25 protein-coding genes are annotated in these 25,508 nt (G+C 49.9%); 6 read left to right on the forward strand and 19 right to left on the reverse strand.

Going from position 1 to position 25,508, the window contains the following annotated elements; genetic code table 11:
• Positions 1-83 precede the first annotated feature (83 nt).
• From nadB to ric, 8 genes are all read right to left on the reverse strand, one after another.
• The gene (gene nadB / locus H7F15_RS11240; RefSeq protein ID WP_185197075.1) at positions 84-1,613 is read right to left on the reverse strand and encodes an L-aspartate oxidase; all 1,530 of its coding nucleotides are present in this window, start codon (positions 1,611-1,613) and stop codon (positions 84-86) included.
• Positions 1,614-1,623: 10 nt separating this feature from the next.
• The gene (nadA, locus tag H7F15_RS11245) at positions 1,624-2,670 is read right to left on the reverse strand and encodes a quinolinate synthase NadA (protein WP_185197076.1); all 1,047 of its coding nucleotides are present in this window, start codon (positions 2,668-2,670) and stop codon (positions 1,624-1,626) included.
• Between the two features lie 165 nt (positions 2,671-2,835).
• A complete protein-coding gene (locus H7F15_RS11250) occupies positions 2,836-3,294 on the reverse strand; it encodes an Rrf2 family transcriptional regulator (protein ID WP_255481195.1) in 459 nt (152 codons plus the stop codon).
• Positions 3,295-3,319: 25 nt separating this feature from the next.
• Positions 3,320-3,640, reverse strand: a complete 321-nt coding sequence (locus H7F15_RS11255) for a metal-sulfur cluster assembly factor (protein WP_185197077.1) — start codon at positions 3,638-3,640, stop codon at positions 3,320-3,322.
• Positions 3,621-4,928: a hypothetical protein gene (locus H7F15_RS11260; protein WP_185197078.1), complete on the reverse strand. Its 1,308-nt coding sequence runs from the start codon at positions 4,926-4,928 to the stop codon at positions 3,621-3,623. The genes H7F15_RS11255 and H7F15_RS11260 overlap by 20 nt, the downstream gene beginning before the upstream one ends.
• A 7-nt stretch (positions 4,929-4,935) precedes the next feature.
• Positions 4,936-5,754: a DUF2249 domain-containing protein gene (locus H7F15_RS11265; RefSeq protein ID WP_185197079.1), complete on the reverse strand. Its 819-nt coding sequence runs from the start codon at positions 5,752-5,754 to the stop codon at positions 4,936-4,938.
• Positions 5,755-5,756: 2 nt separating this feature from the next.
• Complete coding sequence (locus H7F15_RS11270; RefSeq protein ID WP_185197080.1) at positions 5,757-6,260, reverse strand: hemerythrin domain-containing protein; 504 nt, start codon at positions 6,258-6,260, stop codon at positions 5,757-5,759.
• A gap of 121 nt (positions 6,261-6,381) precedes the next feature.
• Complete coding sequence (gene ric / locus H7F15_RS11275; protein ID WP_185197081.1) at positions 6,382-7,341, reverse strand: iron-sulfur cluster repair di-iron protein; 960 nt, start codon at positions 7,339-7,341, stop codon at positions 6,382-6,384.
• 177 nt (positions 7,342-7,518) lie between these two features.
• Here ric and H7F15_RS11280 point away from each other — a divergent pair, with 177 nt between their 5' ends.
• Positions 7,519-10,794 (forward strand): vitamin B12-dependent ribonucleotide reductase, encoded by a 3,276-nt coding sequence (locus H7F15_RS11280; RefSeq protein WP_185197082.1) that lies wholly within the window; start codon positions 7,519-7,521, stop codon positions 10,792-10,794.
• Positions 10,795-10,954: 160 nt separating this feature from the next.
• Positions 10,955-11,350: a group III truncated hemoglobin gene (locus tag H7F15_RS11285; protein ID WP_185197083.1), complete on the forward strand. Its 396-nt coding sequence runs from the start codon at positions 10,955-10,957 to the stop codon at positions 11,348-11,350.
• A 76-nt stretch (positions 11,351-11,426) separates the two neighbouring features.
• On the opposite strand, the gene H7F15_RS11290 is transcribed toward H7F15_RS11285, so the two are convergent.
• From H7F15_RS11290 to H7F15_RS11300, 3 genes are read right to left on the reverse strand one after another with little or no spacing between them, the layout of a single operon-like run.
• Complete coding sequence (locus H7F15_RS11290; RefSeq protein WP_185197084.1) at positions 11,427-12,728, reverse strand: hypothetical protein; 1,302 nt, start codon at positions 12,726-12,728, stop codon at positions 11,427-11,429.
• On the reverse strand, positions 12,728-13,168 hold the full coding sequence (locus H7F15_RS11295) for a hypothetical protein (protein WP_185197085.1): 441 nt from the start codon (positions 13,166-13,168) through the stop codon (positions 12,728-12,730). Before H7F15_RS11295 ends, H7F15_RS11290 begins: the two co-directional genes overlap by 1 nt.
• A gap of 4 nt (positions 13,169-13,172) precedes the next feature.
• Positions 13,173-13,799: a thioredoxin family protein gene (locus H7F15_RS11300; RefSeq protein ID WP_185197086.1), complete on the reverse strand. Its 627-nt coding sequence runs from the start codon at positions 13,797-13,799 to the stop codon at positions 13,173-13,175.
• A 293-nt stretch (positions 13,800-14,092) separates the two neighbouring features.
• Here H7F15_RS11300 and H7F15_RS11305 point away from each other — a divergent pair, with 293 nt between their 5' ends.
• The 4 genes from H7F15_RS11305 to H7F15_RS11320 all read left to right on the forward strand — a co-directional run bounded on the left by H7F15_RS11305 (position 14,093) and on the right by H7F15_RS11320 (position 17,991).
• Complete coding sequence (locus H7F15_RS11305; RefSeq protein ID WP_255481196.1) at positions 14,093-15,289, forward strand: proline dehydrogenase family protein; 1,197 nt, start codon at positions 14,093-14,095, stop codon at positions 15,287-15,289.
• Between the two features lie 43 nt (positions 15,290-15,332).
• Positions 15,333-17,144 carry a hypothetical protein gene (locus H7F15_RS11310; protein WP_185197087.1) on the forward strand — a complete coding sequence of 604 codons (1,812 nt, stop codon included), beginning with the start codon at positions 15,333-15,335 and terminating at the stop codon, positions 17,142-17,144.
• Positions 17,145-17,147: 3 nt separating this feature from the next.
• Positions 17,148-17,597: a 6-carboxytetrahydropterin synthase gene (locus tag H7F15_RS11315; RefSeq protein WP_185197088.1), complete on the forward strand. Its 450-nt coding sequence runs from the start codon at positions 17,148-17,150 to the stop codon at positions 17,595-17,597.
• Positions 17,598-17,718: 121 nt separating this feature from the next.
• A complete protein-coding gene (locus tag H7F15_RS11320; RefSeq protein WP_185197089.1) occupies positions 17,719-17,991 on the forward strand; it encodes a hypothetical protein in 273 nt (90 codons plus the stop codon).
• A gap of 72 nt (positions 17,992-18,063) precedes the next feature.
• Here H7F15_RS11320 and H7F15_RS11325 read toward each other — a convergent pair whose 3' ends face one another.
• From H7F15_RS11325 to H7F15_RS11360, 8 genes are all read right to left on the reverse strand, one after another.
• Positions 18,064-18,831, reverse strand: a complete 768-nt coding sequence (locus tag H7F15_RS11325; RefSeq protein WP_185197090.1) for an ABC transporter permease subunit — start codon at positions 18,829-18,831, stop codon at positions 18,064-18,066.
• The gene (locus H7F15_RS11330; protein WP_185197091.1) at positions 18,828-19,541 is read right to left on the reverse strand and encodes an ABC transporter ATP-binding protein; all 714 of its coding nucleotides are present in this window, start codon (positions 19,539-19,541) and stop codon (positions 18,828-18,830) included. Before H7F15_RS11330 ends, H7F15_RS11325 begins: the two co-directional genes overlap by 4 nt.
• Entirely contained in the window at positions 19,474-20,799 is a 1,326-nt protein-coding gene (locus tag H7F15_RS11335) for a nitrous oxide reductase family maturation protein NosD (RefSeq protein WP_185197092.1), read from the reverse strand. The genes H7F15_RS11330 and H7F15_RS11335 overlap by 68 nt, the downstream gene beginning before the upstream one ends.
• The gene (locus H7F15_RS11340; RefSeq protein ID WP_185197093.1) at positions 20,783-21,244 is read right to left on the reverse strand and encodes a nitrous oxide reductase accessory protein NosL; all 462 of its coding nucleotides are present in this window, start codon (positions 21,242-21,244) and stop codon (positions 20,783-20,785) included. Before H7F15_RS11340 ends, H7F15_RS11335 begins: the two co-directional genes overlap by 17 nt.
• A gap of 3 nt (positions 21,245-21,247) precedes the next feature.
• Entirely contained in the window at positions 21,248-21,841 is a 594-nt protein-coding gene (locus H7F15_RS11345; RefSeq protein WP_185197094.1) for a hypothetical protein, read from the reverse strand.
• Positions 21,842-21,924: 83 nt separating this feature from the next.
• Positions 21,925-23,979: a Sec-dependent nitrous-oxide reductase gene (nosZ, locus tag H7F15_RS11350; RefSeq protein ID WP_185197095.1), complete on the reverse strand. Its 2,055-nt coding sequence runs from the start codon at positions 23,977-23,979 to the stop codon at positions 21,925-21,927.
• A gap of 27 nt (positions 23,980-24,006) precedes the next feature.
• Entirely contained in the window at positions 24,007-24,543 is a 537-nt protein-coding gene (locus H7F15_RS11355) for a c-type cytochrome (RefSeq protein ID WP_255481198.1), read from the reverse strand.
• 195 nt (positions 24,544-24,738) lie between these two features.
• Complete coding sequence (locus tag H7F15_RS11360) at positions 24,739-25,506, reverse strand: ABC transporter permease subunit (RefSeq protein WP_185197096.1); 768 nt, start codon at positions 25,504-25,506, stop codon at positions 24,739-24,741.
• Between the last annotated feature and the right edge of the window lie 2 nt (positions 25,507-25,508).

The raw sequence follows: 25,508 nt of genomic DNA on the forward strand, positions 1-25,508 counted from the left end.
GGCCGGATTACCATGCTCAACTTCAGCTATAGTTAACTATAGTTCAGTTAGTTACAACATTAACTCCTTATGAAAACAAAAGGTTAACAAACGGCTGCCAGTGCCTGAGTGGATTGTACAAAATGCCCGCCTACACTTTTTTTGCGATGTTTAGCGGCGACCAGTATAAGTTCAGCTACTGTTAGCAGGTTTTGCACCTCCTGCCAGGCAACCGAAAAAGTGTGCAGGCGTTCCAGCTTGTATCTCAGAACTTCCAGTTTATCAAGGGCACCTGCCAGCCCTTCGGGTGTGCGAACAATACCTGCCTGCCGCCATAGCAGCAGCTGCAGCTCACTTTTCAGGTGGTTTATCGCGGCATCCTGTTCCTCGTTAAGCCGGTGGTAAACTATGCTGTCGAAATCCGCAAAACACTTTGGCTGCACTATAGTTTGGAAATGAGCCGCGGCCGACCTGGCAAACACCACCCCTTCGAGGAGGGAATTGCTGGCCAGCCTGTTAGCCCCGTGCACACCCGTACAAGCCACTTCCCCGATGGCGTACAGTCCGGCTATAGTTGTTTGCCCCTGCAGGTCGGTCTGTATGCCGCCACACTGGTAATGCGCCGCCGGCACCACCGGGATCAGGTCTATAGTTGGGTCGATGGCTATAGTCTGGCAGCGGTTATAGATAGATGGGAATTTCTGTTGCAATAACGCTTTACCAAGATGACGAGCATCCAGGAATAAACATGGCGAATTGTGCAGTTGCATCTGTTCGTACACGGCACGGGCTACTACATCGCGGGGGGCTAAGGAGCCAAGCGGGTGGTAACGATGCATGAATGTGTCCCCGGCAGGCAATACCAGTTCCGCTCCTGCTCCGCGCAAGGCTTCGCTTATCAGGAAAGTATCTTCTGAAGTGGGGTCGTACAAGGCTGTCGGGTGGAACTGGAAAAACTCCATGTTACGGATCTTTGCTCCTGCCCTTGCGGCCATGGCCAGCCCGTCGCCGGTGGCTATAGTTGGGTTGGTGGTGTGGCAGAAAACCTGGCCGGAGCCACCTGTAGCCAGTACGGTGGCGTTGGCAAATATCGTTTTATAGTTGCCGGTCTTTAAGTCCAGCACCTGCACGCCGCAGCAGACTTTTTCATCAGCTATAGTTTGCGTGAGCAGGTCGAGCCCCAGGTGATATTCAAATACCGTAATATTTGGATGCTGTAAAGCAGCTCTGCTAAGTGCCTGTTGTATGCTTAAGCCGGTATGGTCTTTTACATGCACAATCCGATGCTGGCTGTGTCCGCCTTCCAGGCCGAGGGCTATCGTTTCGTCGGCACCGCTGTCAAATTTAACCTGTTGCTGCTGCAGCCATTTTATACTCTCCGGCGCCTGCTCCACCATAAACTGTACGGCCGTCTCATCGCACAGGCCAGCGCCGGCTTCCAGGGTATCCTGCACATGCTGCTCAAACGAATCTATAGTACCCAGCACAGCGGCTATTCCACCCTGCGCATAAGCGGTATTGGTCTCTTGTAATGCAGCTTTACAGAGCACCAACACCTTCTTATGAGCAGCAGCTTCGAGGGCAAATGTCAGACCCGCAATGCCGCTGCCCAACACAATCACATCGTACCGCATGTTACTTTAGTTATGCAAAAGCCAGCATTCGCTCTATCGGGGTCAGGGCATTTCTGATAATCTCATCTTCGAGCGTGATCTCGAACAGGGCTTCTTTTTCAGTACCGATCGAGCGCAGCGCATCCAGGGTACGGGCCATGGTTATCTGCTTCATGTGCGGACACTTGATGCAGGGCACTATAAATTCTTTCTGCGGATACATGCCGCGTAAGGTAGCTCCAAGATCGCACTCCGAGCCTAATATGAACTGGCGGCTCTGGCTTTCGCCTACAAACCGGATAATATCGGATGTGCTGCCAACTATACCACCAGCTCCTTTCAGGGCATCGCTTACGGTGTCGTCCGGCACCTCCCAGTGCACCAGTACCTGTGCTTCGGGGTACATCATTTTCAGGCCGTTAATGCGCTGTGGTGTAAACTGCTCATGTACTTCGCATTTGCCTTCCCATAGTATCAGCTCTTTGCCAGTTTCAGCTTTTATCTTGCTCTGCAGGTTGCGGCCCATGTACAGATCCGGTAAAAATATCAGCCTGTCGCCACCCAAAGATCGGGCAATTTCCAGGGCATTACGCGAGGTGCAGCAATTGTCGGCTTCAGCTTTGGTTTCGGCATAGGTATTGATGTAGGCTACTACCGGCACACCCGGCCATAGTTTCTTCAGCATCCGCACGTCTTCGCCGGTAATACTTTCGGCTAAGGAGCAGCCGGCATCAAAGCTGGGCAGCAATACCTGTTTCACCGGGTTCAGGATCTTGGCAGTTTCGGCCATAAATTTCACGCCGCAGAAAATAATGGTATCGGCCTCTACACTTTTAGCGGCCACACTCAGGCCCAGCGAGTCGCCGACAAAATCGGCTATGCCGCCGTCTTCGTGCTTTACCTGCAGCTCTGCGGGCATATAAAAATGCGATAACACCACTGCATTGTGTTTCTTCTTCAGCGCACGAATTTCTTCCACAGCCTCCAGCAAAGCTGCTACTTCGTGTTCAGGACGGGCATCCGGCTCCATCGCTCTCAGTTTTTCAGAGAAAGCAGACCGGGTTTGGGTAACTATCATGTGACCAGTGTTTAAAAAGGTTGGCTGATTGGGTATGATTTTGTATAAACTTAAAACTATAAGGCAGGACCTGGCTGCTGCACAGGCAGATGACAGAAAGGCAACATCCAGCAAACTATAGGCAAACTATAGCCTGATCGTATAGTTTATTATTTCTGAAAGTGGTTAGAGCTGCGTTTCTTCATGCAGGTTCGTAATAAAGTATTTTCCGGTATTAATTCCGTCTACCAGCGTCTGGATGGTTTTGCTTTCAAATACCTTCAGCAACTGCACGCGGTAGGCTTTTATCTCGTGGTGCAGCGGACAGGGGTGCAGGTCAGAGCACTGTTTCATGCCCATGCCGCACTTTCTGAAAGCCTCCATGCCGTCAATGGTATTTATCACTTCCAGAATGCTGATGTCGCTGGCAGGGCGGTGCAGGAAAAAGCCGCCGCCAGGCCCTTTTACAGAAGCGATCAGGCCTTTACGCACCAGGTCCTGCAGGATCTTGCCAATAAAATGTACCGGCAGCTCCAGTTCCCGGGCTATCTCCTTTATGCCTACTTTAAGGCCCAGTGCATCCTGCATGGCGACGTATACTATGGCGCGCAGGGCATATTCCGTCGTTTTCGAAAGCAAACTCATTTTCTGATCTTAAACAGTACAAAACTTACGACTTACCTTCCAGCTGGCGCATGCCCTCTTCCGTGATCATTTCGGTAGACCACGGTGGCGACCACACGAGGTTTACTTTAACATCCAGGTTCGGGAAGCGCTTCAGCAGGATCTGCTCTGTCGCTGTTACTATGGTGCCACTCATAGGGCAGCCGGGCGTGGTCAGGGTCAGGTTAACTTCCAGCTTGTCACCGTCCAGGCTTATCTCGTAAACCAGACCCAGGTCCACTATGTTTATGCCCACTTCGGGGTCGATGATGTATTTTAAGGTTTCGAACACTTCATTGCCGAACTCCTCAGGCACCTGTGTTTCCATAAGCAAAAGGTTTAAGTTCCTGAACTTTATGTAAGAGCAACTGAAAAACATTTACGGTATACAGCACGGCTGTAAGGGTAAAACCGATGGCGCCACCAAGTATGACCTGCTGGTTGCGCAGCAGTACACCCGTTATTAAAAGTACAAACCCAAACAGGTAGGTTATGTTCTGCCAGCGCTGCAGGCTGTGATTGTAGAGGTCTTTGGGTAATGGGGTTTTAAATTTGCCCACGTAGTCTTCGTAGGCGTGCATCCAAACGATGAATGGCAGGGTTTTAAAGGTCTGGCCCAGTATGATTGCCGAAACAAACCCGAAAAATACCGAGATACCATACACTAAGTAGATAGACGACAACAGTTGCTGCGGCAGGTTCAGGTTGCTACTCACCACTATAACCAGTACCAGCGGCAACAGCAGTAAGCCCAGCGCCACAAAAGTCTGTTTCATGCCCAGGTCTACATCGTTGCGCTGGCGGGTTTTGCTGGTTTCGTAGATAAAAAGCAGGAACAGGATAACGCCAGCCACCACCAGCGCGGCATAAACCGGCAGTAAAGCGGTATGAAAAAACAGGTGATCGAAAATGAAGAACACCAGCCCGGCATTGATCAGGTTATAGCTCCAGTTCAGCTTTTTAAAGTCCTCGGCATGCGCCAGCAAGAACATCGGGATCAGCTTGGAGCCAACGCCTATGATCAGCAGCAAAAACCAGCCGGCCATACCAATGTGCGCGTGCAGTTTCAGATAATGCGTGTGCTCTGCAGGCAGAAAAGCCATTGTAAAATTCAGCACCATCACCAGCCCCACTATACCGGTTACCAGCAACCAGATGGCTGACGTAACTATAAAGTCAGATTCAACGGTCCATTTAGGTGCCTGGCGGGCAGTTTGGATGACGTTGATATTGAAGAGGATGAACGCGATGACCAGACTACAGGCGGCCAGGTGCATGAGATGGCCCAGCTCAAAATGCCAGAAGCACCAGGCCAGAAGTATAGTGCCTACCGCCAAAAACACGAAAGCTATAGTTCCGAGCTTCTCAGAATATAGTTTACAGTCGAGCACCACTGGCAGTAACTGGTACATGGCCCCGAAAATGAGCATGGTGGCCCAGCCCAGCGCCGCCACGTGTGTAAGCGTAAGCAGTTTGGGGTGGAAATAGTGGCCCCCAAAGGCATCGGTAGAGAACAGCAGCAGGATGCTGAGCGCCACAAAAGCCAGGGCAGCAAACGCATAATGCGGCAGCACAACCCATTTGCCCGGCGAGTTGGATGTAGTGGCAGTGCTCATAGTTTCTTTAGTTGTGGATCAACAGGTATACTTCGTTCGGGCCTGCCTCGTTTATAGTTACCTTAAAACCACGCTCCTCCAGCTGCGGCAACAGGAACTGCGGCACACGTTTGTGCACCACATACAGGGCTTCACCGGCAGGCAGTATTTCCAGCTCGCTCAGGATCGTTACCATCGGCTGCGGCATTTCCATGGCGCGTACATCAATGCGTTTTACTTTACCGGCAAAGCGGGCCAGGGCAGCTTCAAAGTCGTTTTGGGCAGAGGCTATAGTTTGCGGTTCGGCAACTATAGTTTCGTTCTCCGGCCAGAAGTAGGTGTACACCAGGTCTGCAGATCGTGTATCGGTATGGTAACTATAGCCTTTCTTCTTCAGGATGGCAATAAGCGGGGTCGGCTCGAAGGTATTGATGATAAGCAAGGCCTGCCCTGCCCCTGTTTCTGCTACGGCATCCATTATCTTTTTAAACGGGTCGTTGCCGCTTGCAATGTCCTGGCGCACATCCAGCGTTATCAGCTTTTGCGCAGGTAACTGTGCCAGGTAATCCGGCAGTGCATTGGTTGTGGTTTCAGGGGTCTGCATGGCTATGTTTGTTTGGTCAGTAGCAACTGTAAAGCCCAGCGGGGCCAGTTTCCGGTAAAAGGCATCCACATCGCAGCCGCCAATGCGCGCGGCATCGGCTATAGTTACCCTGGAGGCCAGTATCTTGCGCAGCACCGGATTCCGTAGTTTCTCGAAGTGCTTGTTTATACTGGCTATCGCATCTATGGCCGCCGGATTCTCTTTTATCAGGGCCGATATTTTGGTGTTGGCTGCTATGTTCATATTTAAGCTGCCTGCGGCTTGGTCAGCCAGAACTCAGGTGTAAAATTATCCTGGCGCGGATCGTGGTTATGGTTCAGCAGATCGGTGTTGTAGGCCAGTTCTTCCGGGTCCACAATGGCCTGCAGGTACGGAAACAGCTCTCTCTCTTCCCAACGGATGTGGTCGGTCAGATCTCTTTCCAGCACTTTAAACAGCTCTTTGTTCATCGGGCTACCAACCTCGATCAGTTTTACAATGCTATGGATCAGCTCGTGTTCTTCGGCCAGACGTGCACGCAAAGTGTCGTCTGTTTTCAGGATGCGCTCCAGCAACCACTCTTCTTCGTCACAGTGTTCTTTCAGCACGTTTTTCCAGAAATAACGCACATAGTCGCGCATTACTTCCAGGTCGGCTCCGTTTTTCAGGCCCTGCCGTATTTTCCAGCAGAACAGCAGACCAAAATGATGCTCCCTTGAAAGCGGAACGAGGCTTTTATCTCTTTTCTGGGGTGTGGCTGTCTTGTTCATAGCTATACTAATTTTAAATGTCTGAACCAGGATTTACCTCCCCCAACCCCCTCCTAAGAACAGGAGGGGGAGTTTTCAATTTCCCCCTCCCCTGTTTTTAGGGGAGGGCTGGGGTGGGGTTTTATTTTACTACTTCTTTTTCCAGCTCAAGCGCTTTCGGGAACAGGATGTTGTTCTCTAAGTGGATGTGGCGGAAAAGATCATCTTCAAACTCCTTCAGTTTTTTGAAGGCAACTGTGTAGGTTGCGCAGGCATCGGCCGGCAAGGTATAGTTGTTGGTCAGTTCACGAATTCGCTCCAGCTCGTTGCCGGCATGGTCGTGCTCCATTTCCATCATGTTGATCGGGTTCTGGATAGAGCCAAACGCTGCAGGATCTAACTTCACGCCGCTCTTTTTGGCTTCGTCCAGTTGTTTAATATACGGGAACAGCACGCGCTCTTCTTTCGGCATGTGCGATTCCAGTTCATTTGCCACGTTGGTAAAGTGTTTTACAACTTCCAGCAGTTCCGGGTGGCGCTGGCCGTGCACGCGGGCAATCTTAGTGGTGTATTCGTAAAGGGCCGGGATGGCTTCGCGCACATATTTGTGGTGCATGTTCACGATATAGTCCGCTAAAAAGCCTGGCTCCCATTTATCGTATTCTGCTTCGCGTGCTTTTTCGGCTTCGTCCATGGCAATCAGTTCGGCTTCCAGCTCATCCTGGCTGATGCCTTTTTCTTCGCAGACCTGCTTCACCGATTTTTTACCGCCGCAGCAAAAGTCAATACCATATTTTTTAAACACCTGCGCTTTGCGGTAATCCTTGGCCACCAGTTCGCCAACAGTCTCGCCTTCGGCTGGTGTCAGTTTCGCAATGCGTACTTCCCATACTTCCGGGCCCTGCTCCAAGTACTCCCATTTAAAGGTGTTGCCACGCTCGCCCAGCAGCTGGTAATACAGCGGTTTCGGGTCGTGGTCGTTGTGGATAATAAAGGCTTCGCCACCTTTCAGTGCATCAAACCATTCGAAGATGGTCGGGTGCTTCATGCGTGGTTCCAGTACGGTAACGTCCAGTGTTTTAATTGTTTCTGTGCTTTCCATTTCGTTAAGATTAAAAGTCTTACTTATTGTTGTTACAAATGTATTTAGTTGATGGCACAAAAAAAGAGTAAAATGTCTTTTATTAAAATGACATTCGTCATTTCTATTGGTGATTCTATATAGCACTTTTGAATACTTCTTTCTTTCCTTATTCAAAACACACAATCCTTTCCGCCCATGAAGAAAAATACCAGCCCCCGTGCTAAAGGTCTCTCCTTTAAAAGAAAATTTACCGGCACTAAAAAGTCGCCTTACGAGCAGTATAGGTATGAACTACGCTCCTCCACCATCCGCAACCCTGCCGGCGATGTGGTTACAGAACTGACAGATGTGGAAGTGCCCGTGCAATGGTCGCAGATCGCTACCGATATTCTGGCTCAGAAATATTTGCGCAAGGCCGGCGTGCCGCAGCCCGATGGCAGTACCGGCGCTGAGAGATCGGTAAAGCAGGTGGTGCACCGCTTGGTGGATTGCTGGAAACAATGGGGCAGTAAGTATGGCTATTTTGCAACAGAGCAGGATGCGCAGGTATTTTATGATGAGCTGGTGTATATGCTGTTGGGCCAGTATGCCGCGCCCAACTCGCCACAATGGTTTAATACCGGGCTTTATAGTGCCTATGGCATTACGGGAAAAGCGCAGGGACATTATTATATAGACCCCGACACCGGCGAAATGAAGGAATCCACTTCTGCATTTGAGAGGCCACAACCACACGCCTGCTTTATATTGTCAGTGAAGGATGACCTGGCGAACAAAGGTGGCCTGATGGACTCGCTGGTGCAGGAAGCGCGCATTTTTAAGTACGGCTCAGGTGTGGGCACCAACTTCTCGAATGTGCGGGGCAAAGACGAAAAACTGTCGGGCGGCGGTTCTTCATCGGGGCTGATGTCTTTCCTGAAGGTGAACGACCGGGCAGCCGGTGCTATAAAATCGGGTGGCACGACGCGACGCGCTGCTAAAATGGTGTGCCTTGATTTAGATCACCCCGAAATTCAGGAGTTCATCAACTGGAAAAAAGAAGAAGAGAAAAAAGTTGCTGCGCTGATTGCGGCCGGGTATTCATCTGACTACGAAGGCGAAGCGTATGCTACCGTGTCGGGGCAGAACTCCAATAACTCTATCCGGGTACCAAATACCTTTTTTAAAGCGCTGAAAGAGAACGGCGACTGGCATTTAACAGCCCGTACCGATGGGAAGATTTTAAAATCGATACCTGCCCGCAACTTATGGAAGCAGGTAGCTGATGCCGCCTGGGCCTGCGCTGACCCGGGTGTGCAGTTCGACACCACTATAAACGAGTGGCATACCAGCCCGGCAGAAGGCAGAATAAACGCATCAAACCCGTGTTCGGAATACATGTTCCTGGACGACACAGCCTGCAACCTGGCATCACTGAATCTGATGCGCTTTTTTGATGAGAAGAAACAGCAATTTAATGTAGCTGCTTTTGAACACGCCTGTCGACTATGGACTGTGGTATTGGAGATCTCGGTGCTGATGGCGCAGTTCCCTTCCGAAGCCGTAGCGCAACGCTCTTATGACTATAGAACGATAGGTTTAGGTTATGCCAACTTAGGTGCTTTGTTGATGGTGCAGGGATTACCGTACGATAGCGACGAAGCCCGTGCATTGGCAGCCGGCATTACCTCGCTGATGACTGGAACCGCCTACCGTACCTCCGCCGAAATGGCCGCTACGCTGGGCGCTTTTGCAAAGTACGACATTAACCGCGAGGTCATGCTCCGCGTAATCCGAAACCACCGCTACGCCGCTTATAACCAGCACGACAACTATGAGCAACTAAGCATAAAACCGGTTGGCCTGGATCAGCAACTATGCCCGGATTATTTACTGAAAGCTACACAACAGATCTGGGATGCAGCGCTGCAGCAAGGCGAGAAATACGGTTACCGCAACGCGCAGGCCACCGTTATTGCCCCGACCGGAACGATAGGTTTGCTGATGGACTGCGACACGACCGGCGTTGAGCCAGACTATGCATTGGTTAAGTATAAAAAGCTATCCGGCGGTGGTTACTTCAAGATCATCAACCAGTCTATTCCGGTGGCGCTTAAAAAGCTGGGCTATAGTTCAGAAGAGATCGAAACTATAGTTAACTATGCCAAAGGACACGCTACCTTAAAAGGCGCTCCGCACATCAACCCCGAAAGTTTAAAGACTAAAGGCTTTATCGATGCGGAAATAGAAAAGCTGGAAAATGCGGTGGCCACGGCCTATGATGTAACCTCGCTGTTCAGTGCCTTTACGTTGGGCGAAGCATGTTTAGAACGCTTAGGCTATAGTTCGGCACAGTACCAGAAACCGGATTTTAACTTGCTGCATGCGCTTGGCTATAGTTTCAGACAAATTGAAGAGGCCAACGATTATGTGTGCGGTACCATGACTGTGGAAGGTGCACCGTACTTAAAGCCAGAACACTATCCTGTTTTTGATTGTGCCAACCGCTGCGGCAGCAAGGGCAAACGCTTTATCCATGCCGATGGCCATATTAAAATGATGGCGGCCGTGCAGCCGTTCATATCCGGAGCGATCTCTAAAACTATAAACCTGCCCAACGAAGTTACGCCCGACGACATTGCCAGAAGCTACGAACTGTCGTGGGAACTTGGGTTGAAGGCCTGTTCTATTTACCGCGATGGAAGTAAACTGTCGCAGCCGCTTTCTTCCAAATCCAGCAACACCGATGAAGAAGAAAAAACGGAGACAGCAACCGAAAAGTATAACGCCGAACAGGTACTGAAAGCAGCGCAGGCCATCCTTTCCGAATCCGCCAACGAAGTGTTCCGCCAGGAACTATCTCGTATGGTGGAGCGAAGAAAGTTACCAGACAAGCGCAACGGTTTTACCCAGAAAGCAAAAATAGACGGCCACACCGTGTACATCCGCACCGGCGAGTACGAGAATGGCGAGTTGGGTGAACTGTTTATTGATATGTACAAGGAAGGGGCTTCGTTCCGCTCTATCCTGAACTGCTTTGCTATTTCGGTGTCGCTGGGTTTGCAGTATGGCGTGCCGCTGGAAGAGTTTGTGAATCGCTTTACCTTTACCCGTTTCGAGCCGGCTGGTCGCGTAGAGCACCCGAACATCAAATCTGCCACTTCGGTATTTGACTATGTGTTCCGTTTGCTTGGTTTTGAGTACCTGAACCGTACCGACCTGGTGCATGTGCAGCCCCAGGAGCCGGAAATTATAAATGAACCGCTGCCGGAACCAGTAAAAACTATAGTTGAGAAACCGGTTAATCAAACTAATCCCAACGGTTATAGTGTTGTAACGAAGAGCCGCACTGTATTGATGGAGCAAACGCAACAGGTACTGGCCAACATGATGGGTGATGCCCCGGCCTGCAACGTATGCGGGCACATCACCATCCGCTCCGGCACCTGTTACAAATGCCTGAACTGCGGTAATAGTTTGGGGTGTAGTTAAAAGGACCAGTGATTAAGGGGATTTTTCTGATTTAACATGATTATATTTCCTGAACTTTGTAGGAATTTGACAGATTTCAGGGTAAGCTGTACATAGGTTTATTTTAATCTTAATAATCAGAAAAATCTCCTTAATCACTGGTCAAAATATACTTTACAAAATGACTGAAAAACACGATATATTGACGCTGGAGGATGTGAAGTTGCTGGTGGATACCTTTTACACCCGCGTGCGTGCCGATAAATTGCTGGGACCAGTGTTTGATGAACGCATACAGGACCGCTGGCCCATACACCTGGACATTATGTACCGCTTCTGGCAAACGGTATTGCTGGGCGAACTGACTTACCAGGGCGCCCCGGGTTCCAAGCACATAACCTTACCGGTTGGTGCCGAACACTTTGAACGTTGGTTGCTGATCTTTTTTACAACGATTGATGAGCTGTTTGAAGGCGAAAAAGCGGCTGAAGCGAAGTGGCGATCCGAGAAAATGGCTGATATGTTCTCCAGCAAGATCGAGTACTATAAGAAAAACCAGCACCGGGCACTCCTATAGTTTCAAGCACTATCTATAGTTACACAAAGGCGCACGTGGCTTAGGCTGCGTGTGCTTTTTTATGCCTCACCCGGCTTTAGGTCAGGTAAATTTCAGAACTATAGTTTATAGTTTCAGGAGGTTTGAACTGCGCTATGAAAAACAGCAGTATGCCTGCCGGCAAAAGAATACTTACAGCAAAAAGTAAGGTGTGGTAATCCGGGATCTCGCCTAAACCTGCCCAGTAAAAAATGCCCTGCAGAAATAACAGTACTTCGCTGGTGATAAATCCAACTATAAATACGCCCATCCCCCATTTGTTTAGTTTGCTGCTATAGTTCAGCCAGCCTTGTTGTGCCATAAACGCCAGCATAAAAAAGCTCACAAACCCGATCAGTACCAGGTGCAGGTAGCCTATTATAAAATTACGAAGCGCGTACGCCAGGTCGGCCATGTACGGGAAAGCAGTGGCAAACTGCATCAGTGTTTTCAGGCCAAAGGCAAGCGCCGCAAGCGCAACTATAGTTTTAGCCCATCCCCTAAATAAACTATAGATCTGCGCACGAACAGGCCAGATGATAGCTGCTAAAATCCCTAAGGCCACTACCTGTGCCAAAGCAGCAGCGCCGGCCAAACTATAAACTATAGCTGCAGGTTTTATCCAGAGCACCGACAACAGGTAAGCCGGCAAGCAGGCCCAGAACAGCAGCCTGAAAATCCACAAACTATAGTTCCGGCCAACAGTGATCTTATACTTCTCCAGCAGCCAGAACAGCAGGCCCAGCACCGCAAACGTAAACCAGCCGTTGTACAGGAAGTGCAGGTAAAAATAGATGGCGTTATAGTATAGTTCGGTAAAGCTGTTGCCGGTTGCCATGATGGGGCCCATGGCCCACGGCCCTAAGGATGAGAGCACTAAAAAGAACAGTGCCGCTCTGATAAAACGGAAGGAAAAACGATGCTCCCCTGTTGCACTGCCGGCTGCCCTGGCATCTTTCAGAAACCTGTAGGCAAACCAGTAGCTGAGCAGAATGTGCAGTGTAGAAAATGTGATGGACACCGCCCCATAGCCCTGCACCGGAAAGCTGAACAACATGCCCAGCACCGACACCTGCGACAGCCAGAACAGCCAACTATAGTTTTTCGTATTCCGGACCGGAGCAGGTAAATAAGCATGCACCAAGGCAATAAAAAGTACCGGGTACAGCCACCCCAGCAACGCCACATGCGAGTGCGCGTGCAACAGGTATTTATAGTTGAGTCCCGGAACCGCTGAGACAAAAGTATAGCGCAGCAAAAGGCCCAGCAGGGCAATAACAGCCAGGCTGAGCAGGGCGCTCAGCAAAGGCAGGCGCCACGGGTCTTTCTGTATTTCAGCTCTTTTGCTCGGGTCGGGCATTATTTAAAGTACGTCTGATAAAGTGCCAGGCGCTCGGCCATACGGTCGCGGGCGGCGGTGGCAGTTGCCAGGTCGGGTTGCTTAATGGCTTTCAGGTCATCGAGCATCGGCATCAGGTATACGTGCAGCATGTCGTGTTCAGGTCCTTTCATACGGCATTCTTTAAACACTTCATCAAAACCAAGCTGCAGCACATGCCCTAATTCGTTCACTGCTTCCAGGCTGTTGGTATCCGGCTGGCTCAGGTGCTCCTGCATCAGTTCCTGCAGTTGCGCTATGTTGGCATTGGTAGCTTCGTCGGCCTGCCAGCGTTCCTGCCCGTTCAGGGCGAGCGCTGTTGGGGCGTTGTGGGCTGTGTGATCGGTTGCTTCTTCCGGGTGCTGATGGCTGCAGGCCGCCAGTCCAAGAGCAAACATACAGATTAAAAGTACATTTTTCATGGCTTTATAAATTAGCTGTTTCTGTTTCGGCAAGTGTTTCCTGTACCAGTTTCAGCAGGTCCTGCTGCAGCGACTGGCTGCGGTCTTTGGCATACCATAGCTGTACCTGTTGCACTAAGTCTGCGTGGCTTATGTCGGGCTGTTCGGCTTTTAGTTGTTTCACCTGCTCCTGTATGGCGGCCGGGCGGGCTCCCCAGGTAAACAGGCGCTCTCCGGTGGTGGCATCTTCGCAGATCAGTTTCGGGATGGCACGGCTTCCGTTTGTCAGGCAGGTATCCATCAAACCTGGGTTCTCGTCGCGCAGCAGTATGGTCAGTTTTATACCGTTGGCCTGCTCAGCTATAGCTGCAATGGCAGGCAATACCTGCGCTCCGTCGCCGCACCAGCTCTCAGCCAAAACCAGCCAGTTCCAGTTCAGGTCGTTCTGCTGCAGCAAGGCTCCCAGGGCAGGGTCAAGTACAAACTGCTTTTCAACCCGCTTCATGCGCTGCTGGTTCAGCCTGGTGAAGTTGATGCGGTCCTCGGTCTGTTCGGCTCCGGTGGTTTTGCCCTGTTCTGCCAGTCTCTCAGTCAGCTGTTTGTACTGCAGGTAGGTCATCGGGTTTATGGGTTGGTAGGCTATCGTTTGCATTTGACTTATAGTTAAGATATGCTGCAAGTCTAACATAACCAGCGCTCTTTTGAGGTGACATAAGTCACTAAAGCACAAAAAGCAATAAAAATTATTGCCCCGTTACAGCAACCTTTTCAATAAGTGACGGATGTCATTTTTATCGCTGACACTCCTCATTTATCGCCAGCTACCACGGGTATAACTTGCGGTGCATTGTAATATTCTGCTCCTGCCGCCGGCACTTACCCTGATAAGACCCGCAGACCGCAATGCCTTCGCAACGATAGCAATTTCAACTCAAGCATATACTTATGTTCCAGTCAACCACCACCGAAGCGCCCCAAACCTTCTCAGCCAATAACCTGGAAGTGGCGTTCTGCACCAGATCGAACAACGAACTGAAACTGGCACACCGGCTATACAGCATGATGGGCAACCAGACCCTTGTAAAAATGGGGGGCGCGGCAACAAACCTTGCCCTCAAACTGCACCTGCCCATCAAAGGCCTGATCAAGAAAACAGTATACCAGTTGTTTTGTGGTGGCGAAACAGCCGATGAAGCGCAGAAAGTGATCCAGAAACTGGCAAAAGCCCGCGTACACACCGTGCTGGACTATGCTGCGGAAGCGCAGGAAGATGAAGCCGGATTTGACAAAGTACGTCACGAGATCTTACGCAACATTTCCCTTGCCCGCAAGACCAGGGCTTTCTCTTACATCAGTGTGAAGCTCACCGGTTTAGGTCACAAAAAACTGTTCGAGAAACTGCACAGCAAAATAAGCCTGACACTGGAGGAACATGCTGCTTTTAACCGGACAGAAAAAAGGCTGGATGATGTATGCCGTGCTGCCGCCGATGCCGGTATTACACTGTATATTGATGCCGAGGAAAGCTGGATGCAGGACCCGATGGATGAGCTGGCCGAAACCATGATGCGCCGCTACAACAAAGGGCGCGCCGTTGTCTTTAACACGCTGCAAATGTACCGCACCGACCGCGTTGCTTATCTGAAAGCCTGCCTGGAGCGGTTTAAAGACGAAGCTATAGTTGTAGGCATTAAAATAGTGCGCGGCGCTTACCTGGAAAAAGAGCAGGAACGCGCGCTTAAGTATGGCTATGCCAACCCGGTTTTCACCAGAAAAGAAGATACCGACAAGAGCTTTAACGATGCCATCGACATTTGCCTGGACAACATTCAGCGACTGGAGCTTTGTGCCGCTACCCACAACGAGTACAGCACAACCTACCTGACAAAACGCATCCGGCAGGGCGACCTGAAAGCGTACGAGCATCGCATCCATTTCTCGCAACTATACGGCATGAGCGATAACCTGACCTTTAACCTGGCTGCTGCAGGCTACAATGCCTCCAAATACCTGCCGTATGGCGATGTGGCCACCGCTGTGCCTTACCTGATCCGACGGGCCGAGGAGAACACCTCCATTGCCGGACAAATGGGCCGCGAGCTCCAGCTGCTGGAGCAGGAAATGCACCGCCGCAAACTATAGATTACCTTTTATCAGAATATCAACCCGCACAATATTTTAAAACATGCTACAACTTACGCCGCACACGTTTCACATACCCGTAATGGGACTTGCCTTCTCTGTTGATTCACCTTTAAAAGTAGCCCGATACGGCATTTCGTCGGTTGTGTCGCTGAGCGACGATGGCCTGCTGGAGCAGATGCGCGAGCACTATAGTAACGTATATGGCCGGGAGTTTACTCCGATCACGCCGAAGGAAGAAGATTACAGAGCCCGCCGCACCACTGCTTATTTAAACCTGCTGGACGAGCTGGTGACCCAACAGATGGTAGAACTGAAACTGCAGGAATTCACCCCGGACTCTGAACTGACCAGGTACTTCGAGATGCTGCCCGATTCGTCGCCGCTGAAAGAAGAATACCTGGAGATGCTGCAGGAAACCGATGCAGACTGGAAACAACATTTGCAGGACGAACTGCGCGATGCCTTGGTGCCCGGCAGCATAGACGTGAACATTATGACCAAGCTGGACAAAACCAACTATAGCAAAGGTGGTGAGCCTCTGCCGCAGGAGTATTCGGATGCGCTGGCTGCGCTGCGCGGTTTTGCCAACAGCACAGTTCGCTCGTCGGTGGTTTTTTCAGCAGGCATGAACATGCGCCTGTATGGTTATATCGATCAGTTCCCGGATTTTCTGCCGGATGCAAAAGGACAGTTTCAGAAGCAGATTATCATTAAGGTAAGCGATTACCGCTCGGCACTGGTACAGGGCAAGATACTGGCTAAAAAAGGATTGTGGGTATCAGAATTCAGAATAGAATCGGGGTTAAACTGCGGCGGACACGCCTTTGCTACCGACGGTTACCTGATTGGCCCGATACTGGAAGAATTTAAGCAGAACCGCGAAGCGTTGCGCAACGAACTATACAGTATTTTCAGTTCGGCGCTGGCCAGCAAAGGCATACACGTACCACTGGAGATACCAATGCAGCGCATTACCATGCAGGGCGGTATCGGCACAAACCAAGAGCACGAATTCCTGATGAAACACTACGGTGTGGATGCGACCGGCTGGGGCACTCCTTTCCTGCTGGTACCCGAGGCTACAACCGTGGACGAACCAACCCTGCAGCAATTAGTAGGCGCCACCGCCGACGACCTGTACCTGAGCCCGATATCACCGCTGGGCGTGCCGTTCAATGCCCTCAGAAATACATCCGGTGAACAGTTGAAAAAGGAACGTGCCGACAAAGGCAAACCAGGCAGCCCCTGCATTAAAAAACACCTCGTGTCGAATACCGAATTTACGGATGAACCGATTTGCACGGCATCCCGGAAATACCAGCGCCGCAAACTGGAGGAACTGAAATCGCAGGAGCTTGACCCGATAGTTTACCTGGCCGAGGAAGCAAAAGTACTGGCAAAAGAATGTCTGTGCGATGGCCTGGCAAACTCTGCGTTGCAGCTGTTCAACATTGGTAAAAAGGCAGCGTCTAAGGCGGTAACCATCTGCCCGGGTCCTAACCTGGCTTTCTTTTCAGGCATCTTTAAACTGAACGAGATGGTAGACCATATTTATGGCCGCTTCAATGCCCTGAACAGTACCTATCGCCCGCACATGTTTGTGAACGAGCTGAAACTATACATCAGTTACTGGACCGATAAAAAAGCCGAGCAACTGGAAACCCTGACCGACAAGCAATACAAATACCTGCAGAGCTTCTGGGACAACCTGCAGCAGGGCATACAGTATTACAAAGAGCAGTTGCCTGCCATTTTTAAAGACGAACTGGAGCGTCAGGTGCTGATGCTGGATGAGTTGCTGGAAGCCGAAGATCAGTTGCACCGGGCCCGTTTGCAAGTGGTTGTTGCGTAAGGCATGGCAAAGATCAGACTAACGCGCCTTTTCACGTTTGAAATGGCGCACGCGCTGCAGCATTACGACGGCCCCTGTCGCAACATACACGGGCACTCGTATAAACTGCAGGTAACTATAGTTGGTACGCCGCTGGCAGATGAAACGGACCCTAAGAACGGCATGGTGATGGACTTCGGGGACCTGAAAAAGCTGGTTAACAAAACTATAGTTGACGAACTGGACCATGCCCTTCTGCTGCGTAAAGACAGTGCCCCGGAACTGGTGGAGATGCTTCGGAAGTTGCACCACAAACTGGTGCTGACTGCGTACCAACCTACCTGCGAGAACATGCTACTGGACTTTAAAGCAAGACTTCAGCAGGTAATGCCTGCCAACGTAGCACTGCACAGCCTGAAACTATGGGAAACGCAGAACTCTTTTGCAGAGTGGTACGCATCGGATGAACTATAGTGTGTTTGGGTTTTTAAAGTAACATAAAAGGCTTAACCCTGTTTAAACTATAGTTAGCCTATCCCCTGCAACCATCTGATTTATAGTTCGTTTTTTATAGTTTAACCAAACAAACCGAGCTATGAAAAAGATACTGATAATAGGGTTAGGGTTTCTGACCTTTGCCTGCACCGAATCCAATACGACTGCGGATGAGGCAGATGCCGAGGTTACCACCACAGATGAAACGAGAACAACGGATGAAACTGTAGGTGACGGTGATGTAGAGATCGGGTCCGGCAAAGAGATAAGCCCGCAACTGGAAGGCCTGGAAGACACCGGCCGCCTGGAAGTAGATACCCTTTCCTCAGCAACCGAGGAACAGCAGCGACAGCAGAACCAGAAAAAACAATAAATAATAAAGCAAAACAGGAGCGCAAACTATAGATGTTGCGCTCCTGTTCTTTTTAAATCAAACTATAGTTGCTTACAGGTCTCTTCTCGAGAATATGCGCCTGGAACTCATTACTGGTATCAATGCCCAGAGTAGCAGCAAGCCAAAGGCAGCCGCAATTCCCCACACACTCCCGAAAATGCTTTTATACAACGCACCGGTATAACCCATCAGCGCCGACACATCCAGGTTCAGCAAAACGATGATCCGACCTAAATCAATCGGGTTCAGCGCAGTCATGGCCAGCGTAGCATATTCCAGTGGATAATCGCCGAAAGCATACAGGATGAACAGCACAATGCCATCGTAGATCAGGGCAAAGTAGAACCACAGCAGCAGCGCTATGCCAATGCCTTTGGCTTTATCACGGGTGATAACCGACGCCAGAAACGCCATAGCCACGAAGATGAACGTTATGAATACGCCCGTCAGCACTAAATAAAAGCCAGTCAGCCCTGAACTGAAGATGATGACCGGAATACCTACGCCAACTATAAAAGCAGCCGAAAGCGATAGCGCCACACCCAAATACTCGCTCATGAATATTTTTTTGCGGTTAATCGGCTGGGCTACCAACAGTTCTATAAACTCATAGGAGTTATAAAAGTGGGTGGTGGCAAAAACGATGCTTATCAGCGGCACCGTCAGTAGCACCAGGTTCAGCAGACTCAGTATGCCTTTATCCGGGCTGCCGCCGAGGTTAAACAGGCCTATAGAAAGCAACAGCAGAAACACCGTGTAAGCTATGATGATCCTGCTCTTTACGATGTCCAGCAATACGTATTTGATAATCTTGTTCATGGGTGATATCCTTCGTTCATGATTTTGGCAACGGCACGGCTCAGGCGGTCTTCCTGGGTGTGCGCTTTCAGTTCAACTATAGATTCGTAGAACTTGATACTACCATCCACCAGGCACAGCACTTCGTCGGCCACTTCTTCTATCTCGCTCATAATATGCGACGTAATCAGGATCAGTTTGCCGCGCTTCTTTTCTTTCAGGATCTTGGCCTTCAGAATTTCGGCAGCGATAGGGTCCAGGCCAGCGGTTGGCTCATCCAGAATAAGGATGGGCGGATTGAACATAAAAGCCAGCGCCGCGCTCACTTTCTGCTTGGTACCACCCGACAAGGCCCCCATACGTTTATCGTAAATTTCTTCCAGCGCATAAAGTCCGATCAGTTCTTCATCCACATCTTTTTCCTTTTTGCGGATGTCGCGGATCATCTCGATCACCTGCCGGATCTTCATGTTCTCGGGGTACTTGCCTATCTGGGGCATATACCCGATCTGGCTACGATAAGCATACTTTTTGAGCACACTTTGCCCGTCAATCAGTATATCGCCGCTATCGGGTAGTACCATGCCCAGTATGCATTTGCTCATGGTGGTTTTACCCGCTCCGTTTGGGCCGATTACAGACACAACTTTCCCTGTACCAAACTCAACGCTCACGTCCCGGAGCACTTGTAGTTTGCCGTAGGACTTGTGCAAATTCTTTATCGTTATCATGTTTAATTCGCTTCATCAAGGGTTTTTCATCTACCAGGTTCTCCGGAATAATACTTGGCAACACTTTCTCCATGTTATCGAGCAGGTCAACCATAAAACTACGCATCAGCATTACCGAAGGCGGTACGCGCTCAACCAGCATGGCATACAAACTAACCGGTCTGTACGGCACATCGCCCACGCCGTTTTTATCCAGGTCGTAGCCGGTGTATTTCTCCCAGTAGTTATTCTCGAAATGGTTTAGCTGGCTGGGACCGTTAGTACTTACATCAAAAGAGTTGCCCGTAAAATTATTCAGCCGGAAGGTGTCATCCACGCAGGTTGTCATCAGTTTTATCGCCCAGCCGTTTCGCTCAAAATCATTGTTCTTTATGTCCAGCCGGCTCGAGCTTTCCATGTAAATAGCGGTGGTATTGCGCCGGAAAATATTATTGCGGATCACGCTGTCGCGGATGTCTTTCAGCAGCAAACCATAGGCGGCTGCACCCCAGTTGTCTTCAAAGGTATTGTACTCCATCCGCACATCATCGGTATACATAACGGCCACACCAGCCCCATTGTGCCGGAAGATATTATAGGTATAGGTATTGCCATTGGAGAACATAAAGTGCAACCCGTAGCGCTGGTTGTTAATGCTTGAGTTTCGGTGTACCTTACTGTTCTTCACAACTTCCAGGTAAATCCCGTCGCGATGCCCCTGCACATTGTTGCCACTTATCTCCACTTCGTCGGTATAGTATAAATGGATGGCATTGCCCAGCGCCGATTCTGTTTTGCCGGCATTCTCTCCTTTCACCACATTATCCTTTATAGTTATCTTCTCAGAGTTCTGCAGGTAAATGCCATAGTAGGTGTTCAGGATGGTGTTGTTGAGAATGCGGACGTTGCTGGCCCGGAAAACACGAATGGCGGCATCATCTCGGATATAGCTGGTAGCGATGTTTTTGAGGGTAAGCCCCTGTACCATCACATTATCGACAGTAATCGTCAGGATTTGCCCTTTATAGTTACTGTCGATCACCGGGTTATTCTGCCCGATCAGGCGGAGCGGTTTGTTTATCTCTATGCCGGATTCCTGGTAAGTACCGCCGTCTATTAAAACGGTATCGCCGGGTCTGGCTTTCTGCACGGCCTGTTTTACCGAACTATAGGTGCAGGTCTTGCATACTTTCAGGGTGTTGCCAAAGGCTGTTTGGCCCCAGAGCATAAGTGCCAGAATGTGCGCTAATAAAAAGATCTGTTTATTCGGGTTTTTCATTTTTCTGTACAGCTAAAACTACCTCTTCCCAGTTAAGCACGCGACCGCCATGCTCCTGTTGCATCTTTTGTGCAGCTCCCTGGTCAGCATACGCTGTCAGGAACATACCCATTGGGCTTGGCAACTCCCGGCTCCGCAGAAAATGAGCTTCCCGGGCATTAATGATCTGGTTGGGGTTGGTATAGTCTGTAACCATCAGGTAAGCGGCATTGTTTCCCTGTTCCGGCTGCTCGTTCACAAAAGCAGCCAGGCACTCCGCAGAATCAAAGTAAATGGCTTTTCCTTTGTCGTTCACCAGTTCGGCACCAAAGCGGTTGTCGGCTACCGTCATGTTGCAGTGGGCACAGTTGGCTTCGCCGTAAGGAATTGGCTTGGGCTCTACGGAGCAGGCAGTTAACAGCGCAACTATAAGCATAAAGCTTACAAGGCTTTTTAAGGGTTTCATTTCTTATAAGGGTTCAACTATAGTTTGACTTCTTTTACGACTTACATAGTAAGCTATAGCAGCAAAAACAAGCGCCAGCAATATACCCAGGCTACCTGTTGATGGCAGCGAGAGCGCTTCGAAATTCAGTAATTGTTTCCGGCCCAGCAGCGGCGGGATGTAGGTCATGCCCGGTACTTTTATGGGCGCTTCAGGGTTCAGATTTGTGCCGAACTTTACCAGCCACAGGTAGAAATCCAGTATGCCCACCGCCCCACCGATCAGCAACAGTGTACCCCAGTACAAAATCAGTTTCCGTTTACCAACCAGCGCTATAATGGCACCGGTTATCATAAAGGCTATTACAATGTAGGGCATTATCTTTAACTCTGCAAAAGACTCCGCATGGATCGGCTCCATGCCAATATAGTGGTTCAGGATGTTAAAGTTTTGCAAAACACTCTCAGAGCTACCCGATATTTTATTTACCCAGATGTGCATCTCCAGCCCTTCCGGGTATTGGGGCGCTTTCAGGTAAATTTTCCACATCGGAGACAGAAACAACAAACCCAGAAATAACGCAGCCAGAAACATCAGTAATCTGCTTAACTTATTCATGGTGCTATAGTTTTAGTGGAGCATTAAAAAGCAGCGGAGTCTGCTACCTGCAAACTCCGCTGCTTTGCTCTGTTAGCATATCTTTAATTCATACCGGCACTTGTCGGGCCTCCGTTTGGTGGTGGCACTGATTTTTTCTCGCCACTCGAGAATTTGATCGGAACGTTGGATCCTTTAGGAGATACCCGTATGTACCCCTGCATTTCCTGGTGCAGGGCCGAGCAGAAGTCGGTACAGTAGAACGGATAGACACCTGCCATTTTTGGTACCCAACGCAGCGATTGCGTAGCTCCCGGCATGATCAGCGTTTCAGCATTGTCGGCACCCATCACAGCAAATCCGTGCGGTACGTCCCAGTCCTGCTCAAGGTTAGTTACGTGGAAGATCACCGTATCGCCTACCTGCACCCCTTCAATGTTATCCGGCACAAAGTGGCTTCGGATGGAAGTCATGTTCACCTTCACGGTTTTACCCTGGCGGGTTACGCTCGCATCAGCTTCTTTCTTCACAGCTTCAGGGTGCGTATTCTGATCCAGCTTAAAGAACTTCACGCTGTTTGGTGCCACTTTATCGGCTGGTATCCCCTGTGCATAGTGCGGTTCTGCCAGTGTCGGGAAGTCAAGTAACATACGCATCTTATCCCCGCTGATATCAATCAACTGTGCAGAGTGTACCAGTTCAGGTCCGGTTGGCAGGTAACGGTCTTTGGTGATCTTGTTCATTACCACCAGGTATTTGCCGTAAGGTTCCTTGGTATCCCCGCCCGGAATCATCAGGTGGCCAGGTGAGTAGTACACAGGAATTCTGTCTTTTACCGCCAGGTCCTTCACGTTCCATTTCACCACTTCTGATGATACGAACATGGTAGAGTACGCATTGCCTTTGCCGTCGAACTCAGTATGCAATGGTCCTAAGCCCGGCTCTTTTACTTCGCCATATAGTACGGCATCATACTTAAATACCGGTATACCATTCACTTCCCCTTCAAAAGCCTTGTCTTCAATGGCCTTCTGCATTTTAGAGAAAGAAAATACCGGCAGCGACGAAGCAAGTTTACCGTTCACTACCATGTATTCGCCGGTCGGGTCCACGTCGATACCATGCGGTGATTTAGGCGCCGGGATCAGGTACATCATGCCCGGGCATTCTTCCGGCAGCAGGTACCGTACTTTCTTTTTAACAGTAGAGGTAGCTTTGTGTGTACCGTGGTCCAGTTTGTTGTGGTAATAGTTGGCTGGCATCTCATGTGCTTTTCCTTCCGCAGCATACTTGGCAGCCAGTTTCCAGTTAATGGCGGCCAGGTAGTCCTTGTCGTTCTGCGATGCGCCCAGTTCCTTCATGGTTCTGGCTTTCTCGGTGTTATAGGTTGTAAAGAAAACCCAGTCTTCCGATGGGCCTTTACCACCGTTGGCAAGGTCGTAGTCAAAGCCCGGTACCAGCACCTGGAAGTCCAGTTCCATGTCGCCTTTCTCTTTGTCTACTTTTATAAAAGAGATCGAACCTCTGAATTTATCTTTATACTCTTCCAGGCTTGCATCTCCCATTCCACCTTTCTGCATATCGATCGGAACGGAGAAGCGGGTACCTGCCAGAATATATTCGTTGTTGTTGGTTGGGTACGGAGAGCAGTGGTTACCTGCCGAGTTTGGTATCTCCATGATCTCTACCGTCTCAAATGTGGTCAGGTCTACACGGGCTACGCGTGGCGTGTTGTTACCGTTCACAAACAGCCAGCGGCCATCAGCCATCCCTCCTGCTCTCGAAAGCTTCGGGTGGTGCAGGTCGTCCCAGGGCACAAAGCCATGCGATGTCATAAGCATCGGCCTGGTTTCTTCGTTGTAGCCGTAACCGTTTTCCGGGAATTGCGAGAACACCGGAATCACCTTCAGCAGCCTGCCCGACGGAATTCCATACACCGACACCTGCCCGTTAAAACCACCGGACAGGAAACCATATAGTTCGTCGTGCTCCCCTGGTGGTACATACACGGCTTTCGCGACATCTTCCGATACTCCTTCTGTTTTAGCAGTGCCCCTGTCATTCTCGCTGCAGCTTTGCAGCGAAAGGCCTGCTACAAGTGCCAGTGGCAAGCCAACACCTGATGCTATAGTTTTCAGATTACCTTTCAGATTTCTCATAGTTTATCAAGTTTGCTCAGAAATGCTTTAGTTTTTCAGGTCGTTCTGTCTCAGATACTCCAATATAGCTCTGGCATCTTTCTCTGATATATCCTGGTTGGTCATCTGTGTTAAGTGCTCTGCCAGCAGTTTTTTAGCTGTCGGATCCTTCTTGGTCATTTCTTCCGGGTTGATCACCATGTTCATGATCCACTCCGACTTACGGCGTTCTGTAACACCAGCAAGGCCAGGCCCCACTACCTTCTGGTCCGTCAGCTGGTGACAGGCAGTACATTTGGCCTCAAAAATGTTCTTGCCTTCTGCAGCAAGGGCTTCGTCAATCTTATCTCCTACTTCTACTGATTTTACAGGGCCAATGCCCATTCCATCATCCTCAATCTCTTCACCCACCGTCTGATCTGCATCGTTTTGTGCCAGGCCTGATTCTTCCTGCGCGTCAGCACTTTTATTCTCGTTATCACCGGAACCACAGCCCCAGAGAATGGTACCACAAAACATTGCCATTACTGCCATACGCGAAGGTCTTATAAACAGACCCCGTAATTTTTCGTGTGTCATTTTCATAATTTGTTCATTTAGTGTGAGCCAATGTACTATGGGCATTATTACGCGCAATATTCTTTACAGTTTGATTTTCTAATATTTGCAACACTTCAGACAGGTAATAAGCCACAAAAAAAGAGCGCTGGCATCCCGGCCAGCGCTCTCCAAAAAACAAAACACCAAACAAATATTAACTATAGTTTAAACTGCTTATAGTTACAGATCTCTCTTACTGAAAATGCTTCTTGAGCTCAGGATCGGAACCAGTATCCAGAGTAGCAGCAAGCCAAAAGCCAGCCCTATGCCCCACAGGCTACCAAGTATACTTTTATACAAGGCCCCGGTATAGCCCATCAGCGCCGACACATCGAGGTTCAGCAATACAATGATTCTGCCCAGGTCAACCGGGTTCATGGCTGTCATAGCTAACGTAGCATTCTCCAATGGGTAGTCGGCAAAAGCGTATAGTATGAACAGCACAATGCCATCGTAGATGAGCGCAAAGTAAAACCAGAGCAACAGCGCTATACCAATGCCTTTCGCTTTATCGCGGGTGATCACTGAAGCCAGGAACGCCAGCGCCACAAAAATGAAGGTGATAAACACGCCCGTTAACAGCAGGTAAAACCCTGTAAGGCTGGCACCGAAAAGCAGCACCGGCACGCCCACGCCAACTATAAATGCCCCGGACAACGACCCGGCCACACCCAGGTACTCACTCATGAATATTTTTTTCCGGTTGATCGGCTGGGCAACTAACAGTTCTATGAATTCATAGGAATTATAAAAGTGCGTAGTGGCAAAAACGATGCTTATCAGCGGCACTGTTAACAGCACCAGGTTCAGCAGGCTAAGCACGGCTTTGTCGGGGCTGCCGCCCAGGTTAAACAGGCCTATGGAAAGCAGCAGCAGAAACAAGGTGTAGGCCAGAACGATCTTGTTGCGGATGATGTCGTAGAAAACGTATTTTATGATCTTGCTCATGG

Source organism: Pontibacter sp. Tf4, from assembly GCF_014212495.1.
Taxonomy (GTDB): domain Bacteria; phylum Bacteroidota; class Bacteroidia; order Cytophagales; family Hymenobacteraceae; genus Pontibacter.

Coding starts and splice junctions, on each gene's coding strand:
- H7F15_RS11300 (WP_185197086.1), bottom strand. CDS start 13,799: ATGCAAACGATAGCCTACCAACCCATAAACCCGATGACCTACCTGCAG.
- H7F15_RS11355 (WP_255481198.1), bottom strand. CDS start 24,543: ATGAAAATGACACACGAAAAATTACGGGGTCTGTTTATAAGACCTTCG.
- nadB (WP_185197075.1), bottom strand. CDS start 1,613: ATGCGGTACGATGTGATTGTGTTGGGCAGCGGCATTGCGGGTCTGACA.
- H7F15_RS11285 (WP_185197083.1), top strand. CDS start 10,955: ATGACTGAAAAACACGATATATTGACGCTGGAGGATGTGAAGTTGCTG.
- H7F15_RS11315 (WP_185197088.1), top strand. CDS start 17,148: ATGGCAAAGATCAGACTAACGCGCCTTTTCACGTTTGAAATGGCGCAC.
- H7F15_RS11255 (WP_185197077.1), bottom strand. CDS start 3,640: ATGGAAACACAGGTGCCTGAGGAGTTCGGCAATGAAGTGTTCGAAACC.
- H7F15_RS11305 (WP_255481196.1), top strand. CDS start 14,093: ATGTTCCAGTCAACCACCACCGAAGCGCCCCAAACCTTCTCAGCCAAT.
- H7F15_RS11335 (WP_185197092.1), bottom strand. CDS start 20,799: ATGAAAAACCCGAATAAACAGATCTTTTTATTAGCGCACATTCTGGCA.
- H7F15_RS11310 (WP_185197087.1), top strand. CDS start 15,333: ATGCTACAACTTACGCCGCACACGTTTCACATACCCGTAATGGGACTT.
- H7F15_RS11325 (WP_185197090.1), bottom strand. CDS start 18,831: ATGAACAAGATTATCAAATACGTATTGCTGGACATCGTAAAGAGCAGG.
- H7F15_RS11260 (WP_185197078.1), bottom strand. CDS start 4,928: ATGAGCACTGCCACTACATCCAACTCGCCGGGCAAATGGGTTGTGCTG.
- ric (WP_185197081.1), bottom strand. CDS start 7,341: ATGGAAAGCACAGAAACAATTAAAACACTGGACGTTACCGTACTGGAA.
- H7F15_RS11360 (WP_185197096.1), bottom strand. CDS start 25,506: ATGAGCAAGATCATAAAATACGTTTTCTACGACATCATCCGCAACAAG.
- nosZ (WP_185197095.1), bottom strand. CDS start 23,979: ATGAGAAATCTGAAAGGTAATCTGAAAACTATAGCATCAGGTGTTGGC.
- H7F15_RS11295 (WP_185197085.1), bottom strand. CDS start 13,168: ATGAAAAATGTACTTTTAATCTGTATGTTTGCTCTTGGACTGGCGGCC.
- H7F15_RS11330 (WP_185197091.1), bottom strand. CDS start 19,541: ATGATAACGATAAAGAATTTGCACAAGTCCTACGGCAAACTACAAGTG.
- H7F15_RS11290 (WP_185197084.1), bottom strand. CDS start 12,728: ATGCCCGACCCGAGCAAAAGAGCTGAAATACAGAAAGACCCGTGGCGC.
- H7F15_RS11265 (WP_185197079.1), bottom strand. CDS start 5,754: ATGAACATAGCAGCCAACACCAAAATATCGGCCCTGATAAAAGAGAAT.
- H7F15_RS11250 (WP_255481195.1), bottom strand. CDS start 3,294: ATGAGTTTGCTTTCGAAAACGACGGAATATGCCCTGCGCGCCATAGTA.
- H7F15_RS11280 (WP_185197082.1), top strand. CDS start 7,519: ATGAAGAAAAATACCAGCCCCCGTGCTAAAGGTCTCTCCTTTAAAAGA.
- H7F15_RS11270 (WP_185197080.1), bottom strand. CDS start 6,260: ATGAACAAGACAGCCACACCCCAGAAAAGAGATAAAAGCCTCGTTCCG.
- H7F15_RS11345 (WP_185197094.1), bottom strand. CDS start 21,841: ATGAATAAGTTAAGCAGATTACTGATGTTTCTGGCTGCGTTATTTCTG.
- H7F15_RS11320 (WP_185197089.1), top strand. CDS start 17,719: ATGAAAAAGATACTGATAATAGGGTTAGGGTTTCTGACCTTTGCCTGC.
- H7F15_RS11340 (WP_185197093.1), bottom strand. CDS start 21,244: ATGAAACCCTTAAAAAGCCTTGTAAGCTTTATGCTTATAGTTGCGCTG.
- nadA (WP_185197076.1), bottom strand. CDS start 2,670: ATGATAGTTACCCAAACCCGGTCTGCTTTCTCTGAAAAACTGAGAGCG.